10 protein-coding genes are annotated in these 16,290 nt (G+C 71.9%); 5 read left to right on the top strand and 5 right to left on the bottom strand.

The annotated features are described in order from the left end of the window. The first annotated feature begins 63 nt into the window (after positions 1-63). The 5 genes from HZZ00_RS06930 (at position 64) to pulA (ending at position 10,984) form a co-directional block, all read left to right on the top strand. Positions 64-1,068, top strand: coding sequence for a carbohydrate ABC transporter permease (locus HZZ00_RS06930; RefSeq protein WP_146468601.1), 1,005 nt, complete (start codon positions 64-66; stop codon positions 1,066-1,068). 19 nt (positions 1,069-1,087) lie between these two features. Beyond that, positions 1,088-1,993 (top strand): sugar ABC transporter permease, encoded by a 906-nt coding sequence (locus tag HZZ00_RS06935; protein WP_180331383.1) that lies wholly within the window; start codon positions 1,088-1,090, stop codon positions 1,991-1,993. 198 nt (positions 1,994-2,191) lie between these two features. Beyond that, positions 2,192-3,874 (top strand): glycoside hydrolase family 13 protein, encoded by a 1,683-nt coding sequence (locus HZZ00_RS06940; RefSeq protein ID WP_180331384.1) that lies wholly within the window; start codon positions 2,192-2,194, stop codon positions 3,872-3,874. Positions 3,875-4,008: 134 nt separating this feature from the next. Then, complete coding sequence (locus HZZ00_RS06945; protein WP_180331385.1) at positions 4,009-5,382, top strand: alpha-amylase family protein; 1,374 nt, start codon at positions 4,009-4,011, stop codon at positions 5,380-5,382. 193 nt (positions 5,383-5,575) lie between these two features. Then, positions 5,576-10,984 (top strand): pullulanase-type alpha-1,6-glucosidase, encoded by a 5,409-nt coding sequence (pulA, locus tag HZZ00_RS06950; protein ID WP_180331386.1) that lies wholly within the window; start codon positions 5,576-5,578, stop codon positions 10,982-10,984. Here the strand turns inward: pulA and HZZ00_RS06955 are convergent. From HZZ00_RS06955 to HZZ00_RS06975, 5 genes are all read right to left on the bottom strand, one after another. Beyond that, positions 10,981-11,679 (bottom strand): TetR/AcrR family transcriptional regulator, encoded by a 699-nt coding sequence (locus tag HZZ00_RS06955; RefSeq protein WP_180331387.1) that lies wholly within the window; start codon positions 11,677-11,679, stop codon positions 10,981-10,983. The genes pulA and HZZ00_RS06955 overlap by 4 nt on opposite strands. Positions 11,680-11,747: 68 nt before the next feature. Beyond that, positions 11,748-12,797: a PDR/VanB family oxidoreductase gene (locus HZZ00_RS06960; protein ID WP_180331388.1), complete on the bottom strand. Its 1,050-nt coding sequence runs from the start codon at positions 12,795-12,797 to the stop codon at positions 11,748-11,750. Further along, the gene (locus tag HZZ00_RS06965) at positions 12,797-13,711 is read right to left on the bottom strand and encodes a metal-dependent hydrolase (RefSeq protein ID WP_180331389.1); all 915 of its coding nucleotides are present in this window, start codon (positions 13,709-13,711) and stop codon (positions 12,797-12,799) included. Before HZZ00_RS06965 ends, HZZ00_RS06960 begins: the two co-directional genes overlap by 1 nt. 78 nt (positions 13,712-13,789) lie before the next feature. Further along, positions 13,790-15,706, bottom strand: coding sequence for a hypothetical protein (locus HZZ00_RS06970; RefSeq protein WP_180331390.1), 1,917 nt, complete (start codon positions 15,704-15,706; stop codon positions 13,790-13,792). A gap of 49 nt (positions 15,707-15,755) precedes the next feature. After that, complete coding sequence (locus HZZ00_RS06975; RefSeq protein ID WP_257585697.1) at positions 15,756-16,262, bottom strand: tetratricopeptide repeat protein; 507 nt, start codon at positions 16,260-16,262, stop codon at positions 15,756-15,758. Positions 16,263-16,290: the final 28 nt, after the last annotated feature.

The following is a 16,290-nucleotide window of genomic DNA, read 5'->3' on the forward strand; positions in this document are numbered from 1 at the left end:
GCGACCGACGGCCGCCGCCCTGTGCCCGGCCCCCCGTTCTTGAACCATTGAAGGTGTCGAACCATGACAGTCGCCATCGACCGCGCGACCGGCAAGCGCCGCGGTGACCGCGCGCCTCGGCCCGGGCTGGGGCAGCGCATCAGAAACGGCTACCAGAAGTACTGGTACGCCTACGCGATGATCGCCCCGGTGGTCGTCGTGCTCGCCGTCCTCGTCGGCTATCCGCTCGTGCGGGGCTTCTACCTCACCCTGACCGACGCCAACAGCCTCAACTCGGCGCGCACCATCGGCGTCAACCACATCGCGGCGACCTACAAGTTCGTCGGGCTGTCCAACTACAAGGAAATCCTGTTCGGCCCGCTGTCCTACGACCGGTTCTGGTCGCACTTCCTGTGGACGGTCGTCTGGACGGCCGCCTGCGTGACCCTGCACTACACCATCGGTCTCGGCCTCGCGATGATGCTCAACCAGAAGCTGCGCGGCCGCACCCTCTACCGGGTGCTGCTGGTGCTGCCCTGGGCCGTGCCGACCTTCGTCACCGTGTTCTCCTGGCGGATCATGCTCGCCGACTCCGGCGCGCTCAACCAGGTCCTGCACGCGCTGCACCTGCCGCAGCCGCAGTGGCTGGAGGACACCTTCTGGCAGCGCTTCGCCGCGATCATGGTCAACACCTGGTGCGGTGTGCCGTTCATGATGCTGTCGCTGCTCGGCGGGCTCCAGTCCATCGACTCCTCCCTGTACGAGGCGGCGAAGATGGACGGCGCGAACGCCTGGCAGCGCTTCCGGCACGTGACCCTGCCCGGTCTGCGCGCGGTCAGCTCCACCGTGGTCCTGCTCGGCGTCATCTGGACCTTCAACCAGTTCGCCATCATCTTCCTGCTGTTCGGGCCGACCAGCGCCCCGGACGCGCAGATCCTCGTCACCTGGTCCTACTACCTGGGCTTCGGCCAGCAGCCGCGCGACTTCGCCCAGTCCGCCGCCTACGGCGTGCTGCTGCTGTCCATCGTGACCGTCTTCACCTCCTTCTACTTCCGCTGGCTGAAGCGCAATGACCAGCTCGCCGTCTGACGCCGCAGGAGCCGCCGCCATGAGCACCACCACCCTCGACACGCCGGCCGACGCACCGGCCCCCGCCGCCGAGCCCGCCCCGCGGGGCCGCCGGCCGGGCGAGCGCGGCCCCCTCGGAACCGCCCTGCTGCACGCGGGCCTCGTCGTCGCGAGCCTGATCGCGCTGGCCCCGGTGGCCTGGCTGATCTACCTCTCGCTCGGCCCGGCCAAGGACGACTACCTGCACCCGGGCAAGATCGCCGGGAAGATGAGCTTCTCCAACTACAGCTTCGTGCTGCAGCACACCGAGTTCTTCGACTGGTTCAAGTCCACGATGATCGTGGCCCTCGGCACCACCGTGGTCGGCGTGCTGCTCGCCGCGACCACCGGCTACGCGGTCTCCCGGATGCGGTTCCCCGGCTACAAGCAGCTGATGTGGATCCTGCTGCTCACCCAGGCATTCCCGATCGCCGTGCTGATCGTGCCGATGTACCAGATCTTCAGCGACCTGGGGCTCATCGACTCCTACTGGGCGCTGATCCTCGTCAACTGCACCACCGCGGTGCCGTACAGCGCCTGGCTGCTCAAGGGCTACTTCGACACGATCCCCTTCGAGATCGACGAGGCCGGCCGGGTCGACGGGCTCACGCCGTTCGGCACCTTCTTCCGGCTGATCCTGCCGCTGGCCCGACCGGGCCTGGCCGTCGCCGCCTTCTACAACTTCATCACCGCGGTCGCCGAGGTCGCCTTCGCGACCACCTTCATGCTGGACGACTCCAAGTACACCTTCTCCGTCGGCCTGCAGACCTTCGTCAGCCAGCACGACGCCGAGTGGAACTACATGGCCGCCACCGCGGTGCTGATCGCGATACCCGTGGCGGTGTTCTTCTACCTCGTGCAGAAGAACCTGGTCACCGGTCTCACCTCCGGCGGCACCAAGGGCTGACGCCCTGCGCACACGAGGCTCCCGCGCGTTCCACCGCGCGGGCAGGCGGCCGCGGTGCCCATCCGACCCCGCCGACACCGCGGCCGCCTCCTTCCGCCTCCGGTCCGCCGGCACCGCCACACCCCACGGGCCCGCCACCGCGGGCGCCCGTGGCACCCACGCGTCCACGACCCGTTTCCCGTCACCACCAAGGAAGCCATGAGCCAGCAGCACTCTGCCGCCCCGGCCACCGACTCCGCCACCGCCACCGCGCGTCGCCGCGACTGGTGGCGGGAGGCGGTCATCTACCAGGTCTACCCGCGTAGCTTCGCCGACAGCAACGGCGACGGCATGGGCGACCTGGAGGGTGTGCGCTCCCGCCTGCCGTACCTGCGCGACCTCGGCGTCGACGCGGTGTGGCTGAGTCCCTTCTACGCCTCCCCGCAGGCCGACGCCGGCTACGACGTCGCCGACTACCGCGCGGTCGACCCGATGTTCGGCACCCTGCTGGACGCCGACGCGCTGATCCGCGACGCCCACGGGCACGGCCTGCGGATCATCGTGGACCTGGTGCCCAACCACTCCTCCGACCAGCACGAGTGGTTCAAGCGCGCCCTCGCCGAGGGCCCCGGCTCCCCGCTGCGGGAGCGCTACCACTTCCGCCCCGGCAAGGGCGCGAGCGGTGAACTGCCGCCCAACGACTGGGAGTCCATCTTCGGCGGTCCGGCCTGGACCCGGGTCACCGAGCCCGACGGCACGCCCGGCGAGTGGTACCTGCACCTCTTCGCCCCCGAGCAGCCCGACTTCAACTGGGAACACCCGGCCGTCGGCGACGAGTTCCGCTCCATCCTGCGCTTCTGGCTGGACATGGGCGTGGACGGCTTCCGCATCGACGTGGCCCACGGCCTGGTGAAGGCCGAGGGCCTGCCCGACCTCGGCTCCGGCGACCAGGTGAAGCTGCTGGGCAACGATGTCATGCCGTTCTTCGACCAGGACGGCGTGCACGCGATCTACCGGCAGTGGCGGACCATCCTCGACGAGTACGCCGGGGAGCGGATCTTCGTGGCGGAGGCGTGGACGCCGACCGTCGAGCGCACCGCCAACTACGTCCGCCCGGACGAGCTGCACCAGGCGTTCAACTTCCAGTACCTGTCGACGGCCTGGGACGCGGCCGAGCTGCGCGCGGTCATCGACACCACGCTGGAGGCGATGCGCCCGGTCGGCGCCCCGGCCACCTGGGTGCTGTCCAACCACGACGTCACCCGGCACGCCACCCGCTTCGCCAACCCGCCGGGGCTCGGCACCCAGATCCGCACGGCCGGCGACCGCGACCTCGGCCTGCGCCGGGCCCGCGCCGCCACCCTGCTGATGCTGGCGCTGCCCGGCTCGGCCTACCTCTACCAGGGCGAGGAACTGGGCCTGCCCGACGTGGTCGACCTGCCCGACGAGGTGCGCCAGGACCCCGCGTACTTCCGCGGCGCGGGCCAGGACGGCTTCCGCGACGGCTGCCGGGTGCCGATCCCGTGGACCCGCACCGGGCCGTCGTACGGCTTCGGGGACGGCGGCAGCTGGCTCCCGCAGCCGGAGGTCTGGGGCGAGCTGAGCGTGGCCGCGCAGACCGGGCGGCCCGGCTCCACCCTGGAGCTGTACCGCGCCGCGCTCGCCGCGCGCCGGGCGCAGCCGGACCTCGGCGCCGGGGACGCGGTGGAGTGGCTGCGCGCCCCCGAGGGCGTACTGGCCTTCCGCCGGGGCGAGTTCGTCTGCGTCACCAACACCACGGGGGAGTCGGTGACGACCCCGGCGTACGGCCGGGTGCTGCTCGCCAGCGACGAGGTGGCCCGGTCCGGCGACGAGGCGAAGACGCCCGCCGACACCACCGTCTGGTGGACGACGGCGGTCTGACGGCCGTGTGAGTTTTCTTGCAACAACTTCTCGGCGGCCCGCTGCCTTTTCCGGCAGCGGGCCTCTAACATCTGCGTCACCGCAAGGTTTCAGCAACCTTGCGCAATCCCCTTCAGCGACGAAGGAACCCCCACATGGTGCGCAGAATCCTTTCGGGAGCGGTCGCCCTCGCGGCCGCCGCCCTTGTCATGACCCCGACTACCGCCGACGCCTCCCCGCCCGGCACCAAGGACGTCACCGCCGTCCTCTTCGAGTGGAACTACGCCTCGGTGGCCCGCGAGTGCACCAGCACCCTGGGCCCCGCCGGCTACGGGTACGTGCAGGTCTCGCCGCCCGAGGAGCACATACAGGGCTCCCAGTGGTGGACCTCCTACCAGCCCGTGTCGTACAAGATCGCGGGCCGGCTCGGTGACCGGACCACCTTCAAGAACATGATCTCGACCTGCCACGCGGCCGGGGTGAAGGTCGTGGTGGACACCGTCATCAACCACATGACCTCGGGCAGCGGCACCGGCACCGGCGGCACGCAGTACACCAAGTACAACTACCCGGGCGTGTACTCGGACTCCGACTTCCACACGTGCCGGACGTCGATCGACAACTACCAGGACCGCTCCAACGTTCAGAACTGCGAACTCGTCGGCCTGGCCGACCTGGACACCGGCGCGGAGCACGTCCGCGCGACCATCGCCGGGTACATGAACGACCTGCTGTCGCTCGGCGCCGACGGCTTCCGGATCGACGCCGCCAAGCACATCGCGGCCGCCGACCTGGCGAACATCAAGAGCCGGCTGACCAACCCCAACGCCTACTGGAAGCAGGAGGTCATCTACGGCGCGGGCGAGGCCGTCCAGCCCACCGAGTACACGGGCAACGGAGACGTCCAGGAGTTCCGCTACGGCTACGACCTCAAGCGCGTCTTCAACAGCGAGAAGCTCGCCTACCTGAACAACTTCGGCGAGGGCTGGGGCTACCTGCCCGGCAACGTGGCCGGCGTCTTCGTGGACAACCACGACACCGAGCGCAACGGCGCCACCCTGAACTACAAGGACGGCGCCAACTACACGCTGGCCAACGTCTTCATGCTGGCCTGGCCCTACGGCGCGCCCGACATCAACTCCGGCTACGAGTGGAGCGACGCGGACGCCGGGCCGCCCAACAACGGCCAGGTCAACGCCTGCTGGCAGGACGGCTGGAAGTGCCAGCACGCCTGGCCGGAGATCAAGTCCATGGTCGCCTTCCGCAACGCCACCCGCGGCCAGGCGGTCGCCAACTGGTGGGACGACGGCAACAACCTGATCGCGTTCGGCCGCGGCAGCAAGGGCTACGTGGTGATCAACCACGAGGGCACGACGGCCAACCGCTCGTTCCAGACCTCACTGCCCGCCGGCACCTACTGCAACGTGCAGAACAACACCACGGTGACGGTCAACTCCACCGGCTGGTTCACGGCGTCGGTGGCCCCGAACACCGCGCTGGCGATCTACGCCGGCAAGTCCTCCTGCTGACCCCGAACCCGGCCCGCACCGCACCCCCATGGCGGTGCGGGCCGATCCCCCTGAAACCCCTTGCCGATGTTTTCAGGACTCTTGCTGCAACCCTTTCGCGGGCGGTACGGTCGCGCGGACGCCCGGCATCGATGCCGAGCCGCGGCGTGGGGTCGGACCCGAACTGAGCCGTCATCGCAAGGAGTTCCCACCTGTGATACCGAGATGGCCGGCGTCCCCCGGGCGCCGCACCACCCGCCGCAAGAGAGCCGCGGCCCTCGTCGTCGCCGCCCTCGCGGCCGCCCTCGTGCAGCCGCTCACGGCCCACGCCGACCAGGCCGCCGCCCCGCCCCCGCCCCCGTCGGACGCGGCCCTCGCCGCCCAGCCGGCCCGGCACGGCGACACCCGTGAGCAGTTCTACTTCGTCATGCCGGACCGCTTCGCCAACGGCGACAAGGCCAACGACAAGGGCGGCCTCACCGGTTCGCGCATGACGACCGGCTACGACCCCACCGACAAGGGCTTCTTCCAGGGCGGCGACCTCAAGGGCCTCACCCGGAAGCTGGACTACATCAAGGGGCTCGGCACCACCGCCCTGTGGCTGGCGCCGATCTTCAAGAACATCCCGGTGCAGGGCACCGGGGCCAACGCCTCGGCCGGCTACCACGGCTACTGGATCACCGACTTCACCCGGGTCGACCCGCACTTCGGCACCAACCAGGACCTGAAGCACCTCATCTCCACGGCGCACGCCAAGGGCATGAAGGTCTTCTTCGACGTCATCACCAACCACACCGCCGACGTGGTGAAGAACGAGGAGAACTCCTCCGACTACCGCACCAAGGGCGCCTACCCATACCTCACCGAGGACGGCAGGCCCTTCGACGACGCCGACTACGCCGACGGCGGCGGGACGTTCCCCGCCGTCTCCGCCGCCTCCTTCCCGTACACCCCCCGCGTCACCGCCCGGACCAAGGTCCCGGCCTGGCTCAACGACCCGACGATGTACCACAACCGGGGCGACTCGACCTTCGCCGGCGAGTCCGGCACCTACGGCGACTTCTCCGGCCTGGACGACCTGTGGACCGAGCGCCCCGAGGTCGTCCACGGCATGGAGCGGATCTACGAGCGGTGGGTGAAGGACTTCGCCGTCGACGGCTTCCGCATCGACACCGCCAAGAACGTCGACATGCCCTTCTGGACCCAGTGGGCCACCGCGCTCGACACCTACGCGGCGGCGCACGGCCGCAAGAACTTCTTCCTGTTCGGCGAGACCTACGACACCGACACCTCGGTCACCGCCCCGTACGTCACCCAGGGCCGGCTCGACGCCACCCTCGACTTCCCCTTCCAGGACGCGGCCCGCGGCTACGCCTCCCAGGGCGCGAGCGCGCGGAAGCTGGCGAACGTCCTCGGTGACGACTACAAGTACACGACCGACAAGGCCAACGCGTACGAGGAGGTCACCTTCCTCGGCAACCACGACATGGGCCGCATCGGACACTTCCTCAAGCAGGACAACCCCGGCGCCTCCGACGCCGAACTGCTGAGGAAGGACCGGCTCGCCAACGAGGTGATGTTCCTCAGCCGCGGCAACCCGGTCGTCTACTACGGCGACGAACAGGGCTTCACCGGCTCCGGCGGCGACAAGGACGCCCGCCAGACCATGTTCGCCTCCCGGGTGCCCGACTACCTCCGGGACGACGAGATCGGCACCGACCGCACGGCCGCGAGCGACTCCTACGACACGAGCGCCCCGCTCTACAAGGACATCGCCGCCCTGTCCGCGCTGCGCAAGGCCAACCCGGCCCTGACCGACGGCGTGCAGACCGAGCGGTACGCGGCCGACGGCGCCGGGATCTACGCCTTCACCCGCACCGACGCCCGCACCGGCCAAGAGTACGTCGTCGCGTTCAACAACGCGGCCGAGGCCGAGTCCGCGACCTTCGCCACCGGTTCGGCCCGGATGCCCTACCGGGGCGTCTACGGCGCCGGCGACACCCTGACCTCCGACGGCGACCACAAGGTCACCGTCACCGTCCCGGCCGAGTCCGCGGTCGTCTACAAGGCGTCCGGCCCCCTCGACAAGCCGGCCGTCAAGCCGTCCCTCACCCTGGACGCCCCGGCCGCCGGGGCCACCGGCACCGTGACGGTCCGTGCCGACGTGGAGGGCGGCGGCCTGAACCGGGTGGTCTTCGCCGCCCAGACCGGCAACGGCAAGTGGCAGGTCCTGGGCTCCGCCGACCACGCGCCCTACCAGGTCACCCAGACCCTGAACGCCAAGGTCCCGGCCGGTACCGCCCTGCGCTACAAGGCCGTCGTGATCGACGGCGCCGGGCACACCGCGAGCGCCCTGGCGAGCAGCGCCACCGGCACCCCGCCCACGCCCGCACCGCCCACCGCGTCCTCCCGCGACTACGCGATCGTCCACTACCGGCGCACCGACGGCGACTACGCCGACTGGAACCTGTACGCGTGGGGCGACATCGCCGACGGCGAGGCCACCACCTGGCCGGCCGGCCACCCCTTTATCGGCCGCGACGCCTGGGGCGCCTTCGCCTACGTCAAGCTCAAGCCGGGCGCCTCCAGCGTCGGCTTCCTGGTGGTCGACAAGAACGGGAACAAGGACGTCTCCGCCGACCGGACCATCGACGTCACCAAGACGGGTGAGGTCTGGGTCGAGCAGGGCAAGTCCGACACGCTGACCCAGCGGCCCGCGTATCCCGCGCCGGACACCACCAAGGCGGTCGTCCACTACCACCGCGCCGACGGGAACTACGACGGCTGGGGCCTGCACGTCTGGACGGGCGCCGCGAACCCCACCGACTGGTCGGCCCCGCTGAAGCCGGTGAAGACTGATGCCTATGGCGCGGTCTTCGAGGTCCCGCTCGCCGCGGGTGCCACCAGCCTCAGCTACATCATCCACAAGGGCGACGAGAAGGACCTCGCCGCCGACCAGTCCCTGGACCTCGGGGCGGACGGCTACGAGGTGTGGCTGTTGAACGGCCAGGACGAGCACCTGCTGCCGCAGCCCGCGGGCAGCGCGGCCGCCCTCGACCTGACCACCTCCAAGGCGGTCTGGATCGACCGGGACACGGTCGCCTGGGACGGCGTGGACGGCGCCGCCTCCACCCAGCTCCTGTCCTCCCGCGACGGCTCGATCACCGTCAAGGACGGGACGCTGACCAGCGACGACGAGCGCTGGCTGCGGCTGGAGAAGACCACCCTGACCGACGCGCAGAAGGCGAAGTTCCCGTATCTGAAGGACTACACCGCCTGGTCGGTGGACCCGCGTGACCGCGACCGGGTGCGCGCGGCGCTGACCGGTCAGCTGGTCGCCTCGCAGCGCGCCGCGAACGGGGCCGTGCTGGCCGCGACCGGGGTGCAGACCGCGGGCGTGCTGGACGACCTCTACCCGGCCGCCACCAAGGCCCGCCTCGGCCCGGTCTTCCACGACGGCAGGCCCACCCTCTCCGTGTGGGCGCCGACCGCCCAGAGCGTGTCCCTGGAGCTGGACGGCGCGCTCAGGGCCATGCACCGGGACGACACCACCGGCGTCTGGTCGGTCACCGGCCCCGCGTCCTGGAAGGGCGGTCGGTACCGGTACGTGGTCAAGGTCTGGGCGCCCGGCGTCGGCAGGGTGGTCACCAACAAGGTCACCGACCCCTACTCGGTCGCCCTCACGGCGAACTCCGAGCGCAGCGTCGTCGCCGACCTGGACGACACGTCCCTCGCCCCGGGCGGCTGGTCCGCGCTGCGCAAGCCCAAGGCCGTGCCGCTGAAGGACGCCCAGATCCAGGAGCTGCACGTCCGGGACTTCTCGGTCGCGGACAAGACCGTCCCGGCGAAGGACCGGGGCACCTACCTCGCCTTCACGGACAAGAACAGCGACGGCTCCCGGCACCTGAGGGAGCTGGCCAGGTCGGGCACGTCGTACGTGCACCTGCTGCCCGTCTTCGACTTCGCCACCGTGCCGGAGAAGAAGGCCGACCAGCTGAGCCCCGACTGCGATCTCGCCTCCTACCCGGCCGACTCCGACCGGCAGCAGGCGTGCGTGGCGAAGAGCGCCGCGCAGGACGCCTACAACTGGGGCTACGACCCGTACCACTTCACGGTGCCCGAGGGCTCGTACGCCACCGACCCGGACGGCACCGCGCGCACCCGGCAGTTCCGGCAGATGGTGCAGGGGATCAACCAGGACGGCCTGCGGGTCGTGATGGACGTCGTCTACAACCACACCTCGGCCAGCGGCCAGGCGGACACCTCCGTCCTGGACAAGATCGTGCCCGGCTACTACCAGCGGCTGCTCGCCGACGGCTCGGTGGCCAACTCCACCTGCTGCTCCAACACCGCGCCGGAGAACGCGATGATGGGCAAGCTGGTCGTGGACTCGATCGTCACCTGGGCCAAGGAGTACAAGGTCGACGGGTTCCGCTTCGACCTCATGGGCCACCACCCGAAGGCCAACATCCTCGCGGTCCGCAAGGCCCTCGACGCGCTCACCCTCAAGAAGGACGGCGTCGACGGCAAGAAGATCATCCTGTACGGCGAGGGCTGGAACTTCGGCGAGGTGGCCAACGACGCCCGCTTTGTGCAGGCCACGCAGGCCAACATGGCCGGCACCGGCATCGCCACCTTCTCCGACCGGGCCCGTGACGCGGTGCGCGGCGGCAGCCCCTTCGACGCCGACCCCGGCGTCCAGGGCTTCGCCTCCGGCCTGTACACCGACCCCAACGGCTCGGCGGCCAACGGCACCGCGGCCGAGCAGAAGGCCCGGCTGCTGCACTACCAGGACCTGATCAAGGTCGGGCTCACCGGCAACCTCGCCAAGTACCGCTTCACGGACACCGACGGCAAGGAGGTCACCGGCGCGGAGGTCGACTACGACGGAGCGCCCGCCGGATACGCGGCCGCGCCGGGCGACGCCCTCGCCTACGTGGACGCGCACGACAACGAGTCCCTGTTCGACGCGCTCGCCTACAAGCTGCCCCCGGGCACGTCCGCCGCGGACCGGGCCCGGATGCAGGTCCTGGCGATGGCCACGGCCACCCTCTCGCAGGGGCCGTCCCTCTCCCAGGCGGGCACCGACCTGCTGCGCTCGAAGTCGCTGGACCGCAACTCCTTCGACAGCGGGGACTGGTTCAACGCCATCCACTGGAACTGCGCCGACGGCAACGGCTTCGGCCGGGGCCTGCCCATGGCCGCCGACAACCAGGACAAGTGGCCGTACGCCAAGCCGCTGCTGACCTCCGTCAAGGTCGGCTGCCCGCAGATCACCGGCGCCTCGGCCGCCTACCAGGACCTGCTGCGCATCCGCACGACGGAGAAGGCGTTCTCGCTCGACACCGCCGGACAGGTCCAGGACCGGCTGTCCTTCCCGCTGTCCGGCAAGGACGAGACGCCGGGCGTGATCACCATGCAGCTCGGCGACCTGGTCGTCGTCTTCAACGCCACCCCGCAGCGCCAGGAGCAGAAGGTCGCCGCTCTGGCCGGGGCGCACTACCGGCTGCACCCGGTGCAGTCCTCCGGCGCCGACCCGGTGGTGAAGACCTCCGCCTACGCCGCCGGCAGCGGCACCTTCACCGTGCCGGCCCGGACCGTGGCGGTGTTCACCCGGTCCTAGAGAGGCGGGGAAGCCAGGGTGGACAGCCGGCCGACGAGTTCCGCGAAGGGGCCGTCGGCCGGCTCGTCCTTGAGCATGGCGCGCAGCACGTCCGCCATGCCCTCGTCCTGGACGGCGCTGACGGCGACCAGCGCGGCGAAGTCGTGCACCAGCTGGACCTCCAGCTCCGCACGCGGAATGCGCCGGCCGTCCAGCCAGATCAGCGCCGTCGACTCGGCCAGCGAGATCCAGGAGCGGATGACCAGTTCCAGCCGCGGCGGCGCGTCGGCGATCCCGAGATGGGCGAGCATCTGGTCGTACGCCGCCTGCCGCACGGAGTCGACCAGCGCGTTGGTGGTCGTGGAGCCCACCGCGGGGCCGCCGCGCATCAGGGCCGAGAAGCCGGGGCCGTGCTCGTCCACGTGCTCGAAGAAGCGGCCCATCACATGCAGCAGCCGCGTCCCGAGCGGACCCTCGTGGGGCTCGGTGAAGCGGGCCTTCAGCTCCTCCGAGGCACGCTGCAGCGCGGCCTCGTACAGGCTCATCTTGCCGGGGAAGTAGTGGTACACCAGCGGCCGCGAGATGCCCGCGGCCGCCGCTATGTCGTCGATGGAGACCTCGTCGGGCGAGCGGCGGCTGAACAGGTCGAGGGCGACACCGATCAGCTGCTGCCGCCGCTCCTCGACGCCCATCCTGCGGCGAACCCCGGTACTCATGCGAACACCTTACCGAGCGGATCCGGCCGCCAACGGTCCGGACCCGAACCGGTGTTCACATCGCCGGGTCACAGGTCCAGCACAAGACGTTCCCCCCGGGCCCTGGAGACACAGATCAGCATCGAGTCGGCACGCTCCGCATCCGTGAGCAGCTCGTCCCGGTGCTCCACCTCGCCCTCCAGCACCCGCTGCTGACAGGTCCCGCAGAAACCCTGCTCGCAGGAGTAGGCGAGGTCCGGCAGTTCCCGGCGCACGGCGTCCAGCACGGTGGTGCCGGCGGGCACGGCCACCGTCCGCCCGGTGCGCCGCAGTTCGACCTCGAACGCGGCATCGCCGTCCGCCGGGGCACGCGGCGCGAACCGCTCCAGGTGCAGCGCGGCGCCCTCGGGCACCCGCTCGGCGACCGCGTCCATCAGCCCCTCGGGGCCGCAGCAGTACACCGCCGTGCCCGCCGCCACGCCCTCGAACAGGGCGTCCAGGTCCGGCCGCCCCTCCTCGTCCTCGGCGACGACCGTCAGCCGGTCCCCGGCCAGTTCGCCCAGCTCCTCCAGGAAGGGCATCGAGGCCCGGGTCCGCCCGCAGTACAGCAGCCGCCATCCGGCGTGCTCCGGCAGCGCGCGCAGCATCGGCAGCACCGGAGTGATGCCGATGCCGCCCGCGACGAAGACGTACGACTCCGCCTCGGCCAGCGGGAAGCGGTTGCGCGGCCCGCGCACCTCCAGCTCCATGCCCTCGGCCAGCTGCTCGTGCACCTCCCGGGAGCCGCCCCGGCCGTCCTCGACCAGCCGGGTGGCGACGGTGTACGACGAGGTGTCCCCGGGGTCCCCGCACAGCGAGTACTGCCGCACCAGCCCGGAGGGCAGCACCAGGTCGAGATGCGCCCCGGGCGTCCAGCGGGGCAGGTCGTCGCCCTCCAGACGCAGCCGGACGACCCCGTCGGCGATCGTCTCGTGCGCGGTGAGCAGCAGCCGCAGGGCCCGGGACCGCTGCCGGCCGGACAGCGGCGGGTCCAGGGCGGGCAGCGGCCACAGCGGCGAGGCCCGGACCCGTCGGCGCAGGGCCCGGCGGGTGAGCAGGGCGGCGCCCGCGACCAGGGCGACGGCAGGCAGCCTCGGCATCACGCCGCCTCCCGCGCGGACGGCTCCGCCCGCTGTGCGGCGAGCGCGGCGGGGGATGCCTCCAGATAGGCCACGGCCTGGGCGGTGGAGAATTCGTGGGACGGGTGGTAACCGCGGGCGAGATAGCGCGGGATGGACCTCAGCATGGCGCCGGTGGCGGGCAGCACGCCCTGCCGGCCGCGGTCGTGGAAGTCCTTCACGGAGTACCTGGGGGCGGTCAGCGTCGGGTCGTTCTCCATAAAGAAGCGCACCCCGCGCTGCCAGAGGAAGACCAGGGCGGTGAAGGCGGCCGCCCAGGTGCGGGCCCTGCGCCGGTAGCTCCCGTCGAGGTGCTGGAAGAGGTCGAAGGCGACCGAGCGGTGCTCGACCTCCTCCGCGCCGTGCCAGCGCAGCAGGTCCAGCATGGTGGGATCGGCGCCGCGCCGGTCCAGCTCGGTCGCGCCCAGCACCCAGTCGCCGAGGAAGGCGGTGTAGTGCTCGATGGCCGCGATGAGCGCCACCCGCTCCAGCAGCCACCAGCGGCGCGCCCGGCCCGGCGGCAGGGTGCGGTCGCCGAGCAGCTTCTCGAAGAACCAGTCGACCTGCGCGGTGTACGGCGTCGGGTCCAGGCCCTGCTCGCGCAGGTGCGGCAGCACCTCGTCGTGGGACTGGGAGTGCACGGCCTCCTGGCCGATGAACCCGATGACGTCCGCGCGCAGCCGCTCGTCCTCGATCAGCGGCAGCGCCTGCTTGTACACGTGCACGAACCAGCGCTCCCCGGCGGGCAGCAGCAGGTGCAGCACGTTGATGGTGTGTGTGGCGAAGGGATCGCCGGGCACCCAGTGCAGCGGCGTGTCCTCCCACGAGAAGGACACGTTGCGGGCCTTGAGCGGCACGCGCTCGGACTCCACCGGTCGGGCCTGCGTATTAGACATGGCGTCAATGTACTGACGGGTACGGCGCGTGAGAACCCCCTCGGTGCCTCTTGTTGACGCGGATGTCACGCGAGTCGGTCAGTGCAGCCCGTCGATCTCCCGGCCGCCCGCCAGCGAGCCCTTCAGCTCCGCCCGCGCCCCCCGCGCGGCCTTGGCGATCAGCAACGAGCCCGGCGCGGACGCGGTGATGCCGCCGCTCGCGTGGATCGCCACCGTGTCCGGGCCGCCCGCGGCCAGCAGGTACCAGTGCCCGCCCCGGGACTTCCACAACACCCCGGCCAGCACATGCGGATCACGCGGACCGCAGGCGGTGACGTCCGTGCCCTTGGCGGTGACCGCCCCGTAGCGCGCGCCGGGCGTGCGGAACTGGGCCAGCGCCGCGGTGCCGTCGCCGCGCCAGGTCTCGGCCCGGGTGCACACCCACTGGCCCGCCCCGCTGCCGTCGGGCAGCGGCTGCTCCGCGAACTCCCAGGCGTTGACGCTGCGCACACCCGAGGAGCGCTCGGTCGCCAGCGAGCAGGCGAACGGCGCCCACGCCTGGAGCCCCTCCGGCCCGGTGGCCTCGCCCACCGCGCCCGGCCGGCCCGCGGTCAGATGCGCCGGGACCAGCTCGCCGAGGTCGGTGGAGAGCTGGGTGCCCGCGCCGTCGGACAGCTGGAGCACGGTCCACGAGGTGCAGTTGCCGGTGCTCAGGGCGGGGCTGGTCAGCGGGGCGGTGACGCCGTCGGTGACCTTCAGGGGGCTCGGCGCGGAGGCCGGCTTCATCAGGTCCCGGGTGGCCGCCGTCTTCACCCAGGGGGCCAGCAGGTACTGCACATTGCCGTCCGAGCGGCCCAGCACCAGTGCGCTCGCCTCGGCGCCGGTCGCGCCGTCCACCCGGGCGAAGTCCAGGGCCGCGCCCTCGGTGCCGTCCGCCGGTTCGGCGTAGCGGGCGATGCGCAGCCCGTCGTAGAAGACCACCACCCGGGCGGCGTCCACCCCGCCCGCGTACAGCAACTGGGGCGGGCCCGCCGGGCCGCCGGTCTGGGTGCCGGGGGTGGCCGACACCCGGACGTTCCCGCCGGGCCGCGCCCAGACGGCCAGCGCGCGGCGCAGCAGGCCCTGGTCGCCGGTGAGCGGGCCGCGCGCCGGCCAGGCCGAGAAGTCGGTACGGGCGGCGGAGCGCCAGGCGGTGGGGGAGACGCGGGCCAGCTTGGCCGGGTCGAGGGCGGCCTCGGCGGCCGGGTTGCCGGCGTAGACGGGCGCGGCGGCGCCGTCCGGACCCCAGCCGCCGCCCGGCAGCGCGACCAGCGCCCCGCACACCGCGAGGGCGGCCAGCGCGCCCAGCGCCGCCCTGGTGTGCTGGCGGCGGCGCATCAGATCGGTGGGCCGGGCCTGCAGGGCGCACGGGTCGAACTCGGGGGAGGCGAGCAGGCCCGGCTGCGCGGGCACGCTGTTCGCCGAGGCCAGCGCGCCGCCCGGGTCGGCCACCCCGGCGGCCTTGAGGGCTTTGTGGACGGCGGCGTCGGGCAGCCGCTCCAGGCCGCGCAGCACATAGGCCGCGCGGGCCGGCCCGGACAGCTTCGACAGCCGCTGCTCCAGGGCGCGTTCGTCCGCTCCGCCGGTGCGCGGGGTCAGCCGCAGACCCCACACCCGGGGGAGCGGCCGGGGCCGGCCCGTGCGCGGACGGGCCGCCGCCAGGGCCGCGCGCAGCACCCGCTCGCGGAGGTAGGCGTACCCGGGGTCGTCGTCCGGGGCCTCGCCGGCCGCGGGGGCCCGGCGCGGTGTCTGGGCCGGGATCAGGGACGCCTGCTTGCGGCCCCGGGGCAGGGCGCGCTGAGCGAGGGCGTGTGCGGTGAGCACCCGGCGCTCGCGGCCGAGGTCGGGCGGCAGCACCAGATAGGCGAGCCGGACCAGCCGTGGGTAGTGCTCCACGAGCGAGGCCTCGGCCTGCTCCAGGCCGGCCGGGCGGCCGGAGGCGGGGGCGTGACGCTGGGCTACATCCTGTGACTGCACGTCCGGGAAAACGAGCGAGCCCTTGGTAGGTCACCGTCAAGCGGCGCGCTCATGCCACCGGATCGACCAGGGCGCGGGCGTAGTTGGCCATCGACCGCTGGTAGCGCGGCAGATGGGGGGCCAGCGCGCCGAGCACGAGCGACAGCCCCTCGCGGTCCCGGCCGAGGCTGGACAGGCACAGCGCCAGACAGGCCCGCACGGCGTCGTCCAACTCGTCGCCCGGCGCGTCCAGTTCGGGGGTGAGCAGCTTGACGCCCTCCTCCGGCTGCCCGATGTTGCGCAGCGAACTCGCCAGCTGGATCCTGGCCCGCCGCCCCCGGTAGCCGTCCAGGCCGCGCGCCAGTGCCTCCCGGTACAGCGGCACGGCACGGTCGGAGTGCCCGGTCGAGTCGAAGGCGCAGGCCCGCTCGAAGGGCCCCAGCGGGCTGTCGTCGGGCAGTTCGGCCACGAGTCCGTCGATCAGCGCGCGGAACTCCGCGGCCCGCTCCTGCGGGTACTCGTCACGCGCGAAGGCGGCCCAGGCGGCGGCCGCACGGTCTTCCCAGTCCTGGTTCACCGCGTCACCTTCGCACACCCGTGCCGCC

This window comes from Streptomyces sp. NEAU-sy36 (genome assembly GCF_013423905.1).
GTDB lineage: Bacteria > Actinomycetota > Actinomycetes > Streptomycetales > Streptomycetaceae > Streptomyces > Streptomyces misionensis.